Genomic DNA, 1,952 nt, shown 5'->3' with positions numbered 1-1,952 from the left:
CCCCTCAATTTTTCCTGTAATGTTTAATTAAAATCAAGTTAATAATAAAGAACCCCAAATCCGAAGTCAGTTTTTCAACAAAAATTAGCGTCCTTTTCCCAAATAGTCCCTATACAATTCCTTAATAGCAAACTCAATTACAGCATCTTTTGAAACTCTTCCAAATTCATTGTGTTTTGTAAAATGTTCGGCTAATAACTCTAGCTTTTTAAATGTTTCAACAGTAATTCGAGGTCCAATTTGTTTTTTCTCTTCCATCCAAACACACTCCTAACAAGTTGTTAACATAATTCTAACATTGGAAATAATAGAATTCAAGAACAGAAAAAAGAAGCACACTCGGAATGATATTTCGTTTCCTTTTGATTCCGAGCCTCCACCCCTTACAATCCCCAAAGGCAACCGACAAGGGAAAATTCGTCCCTTATCGGCACCTCCGGAAATTGTACAGCAAGGGGTCACTCCCAATAAAAAGACTACGACATATAAAACAGGTTTAGCTTCAGAGAAAAAGAGCATAAGGAAACTCGGTGCCACCCTAAAAAAAAGGGTGTCAAACAGGCTGTGCCTGTTGAGTTTCTATGCTCTTAGAACAGGTGCCGTTTTTGAAGCCAAAGATATAGCATAGATACCCCATAGATATAGCAGGGATATACCAAAATATCTCTAGAGATACGGGTATCTATGCTATATCTCTCTACAAGATTCCTCCACACGCTTGACGGAAATGCTTCAGCATTTTAGCACTCACTCGACAGAGTGTATAAGTGCGCCATTCGGAATTTCAAAGCTTCAAATTTCACAGAGAGTGCCCATTTATACACACCCCCTAAATCGTGGTGTGACAATGGGTTCTCGCCGGCTCGAAATCGGTTTGTCATTCTGACAAATAACCCTTCGGGAAATAAAAAAAACGGCTCCATAAAGAGGAACCGTTTTGCTTCAAAAATCACGTTTTGTGTTATACTGGAGAAACGAAATTGTGTTTTCAAAATTGTCATTTTCGACATGATAACTTTTCTCGTAGTGTGGTTTTGCCGAACCCACTACTTTTTTTATGTCTCCGAACTTCATTTCTTCCCGTTCCGGCTTAACAATCCCTTTTGATTTTCGATACATATTCATTCCGGAAGGATACATGTGCAGCCGTCCGCCTTTTAAAAATTTCTTTTCCCGACCTTCTACGATCTTTGTTTGCACCTCACAGCCCTCTGAAGCCACTTTTAAGGCTGTTTCCCTGTCTTGGACATCTTCTAGGTCTATATCAGTCAAATAAGCGCTCAAATAGGCTCCTATGTTGTCTATATCCTTTAATGACTTGATTGTTACAAATCCTAAACCCCATAGACTCCTTAATTCAGCATTTTTAATATAAATCTTATCCAAATCATTAAAGCGCATTAAAACATGACAATGCCAGGCTCCACGTCCTTGTGGCTCTACCACCGATAAATAATCTATCGAACTTTCTTTCTTGTATTTATAACGCAACCTGTCGATAAAATTTTGAAAATCACTATAAAGTTTTTTCGTGTCCGTCATATTTTTCTTGTATGTCAAAGTTATATGTAATTCATTTGGCCGTCCTATAAAATTGTTATTTATCAAATAACGCAGCTTCTTAAAGGTTTGTCTCAAAGAATTATAATTTTCCTGCCGATTTTCCGAATGCTCGAACTCCCGGATCTCCCCAGTAGAGAGGTCTACAAACCTATCCTTGTCCAATTTTTTGATATTATTTTTCCGGTTCATCTTCTCCATATGCTGAACTTCAATGACGTGATTCATAGTGGTCACTTTTACAACATCATTTGGAGCTATGAAAACCGCGTCACCATTGCGTTTATCCATCCATTTCCCCTCAATTTTTCCTGTAATGTTTAATTAAAATCAAGTTAATAATAAAGAACCCCAAATCCGAAGTCAGTTTTTCAACAAAAATTAGCGTCCTT

At 37.6% G+C, this 1,952-nt stretch carries 2 protein-coding genes; both read right to left on the bottom strand.

Annotation, left to right across the window (positions count from 1 at the left end):
- Positions 1–84: 84 nt before the first annotated feature.
- Entirely contained in the window at positions 85–258 is a 174-nt protein-coding gene (locus ACFWXQ_RS48765; RefSeq protein WP_375839303.1) for a hypothetical protein, read from the bottom strand.
- Between the two features lie 684 nt (positions 259–942).
- Complete coding sequence (locus tag ACFWXQ_RS48760; RefSeq protein ID WP_375839305.1) at positions 943–1,851, bottom strand: hypothetical protein; 909 nt, start codon at positions 1,849–1,851, stop codon at positions 943–945.
- Between the last annotated feature and the right edge of the window lie 101 nt (positions 1,852–1,952).

It is taken from the genome of Streptomyces sp. NPDC058697, from assembly GCF_042715345.1.
Lineage (GTDB): Bacteria > Actinomycetota > Actinomycetes > Streptomycetales > Streptomycetaceae > Streptomyces > Streptomyces liliifuscus.
Note: the sequence above shows the minus strand (reverse complement) of the source record. Positions and strands in the feature narration are given on the sequence as shown.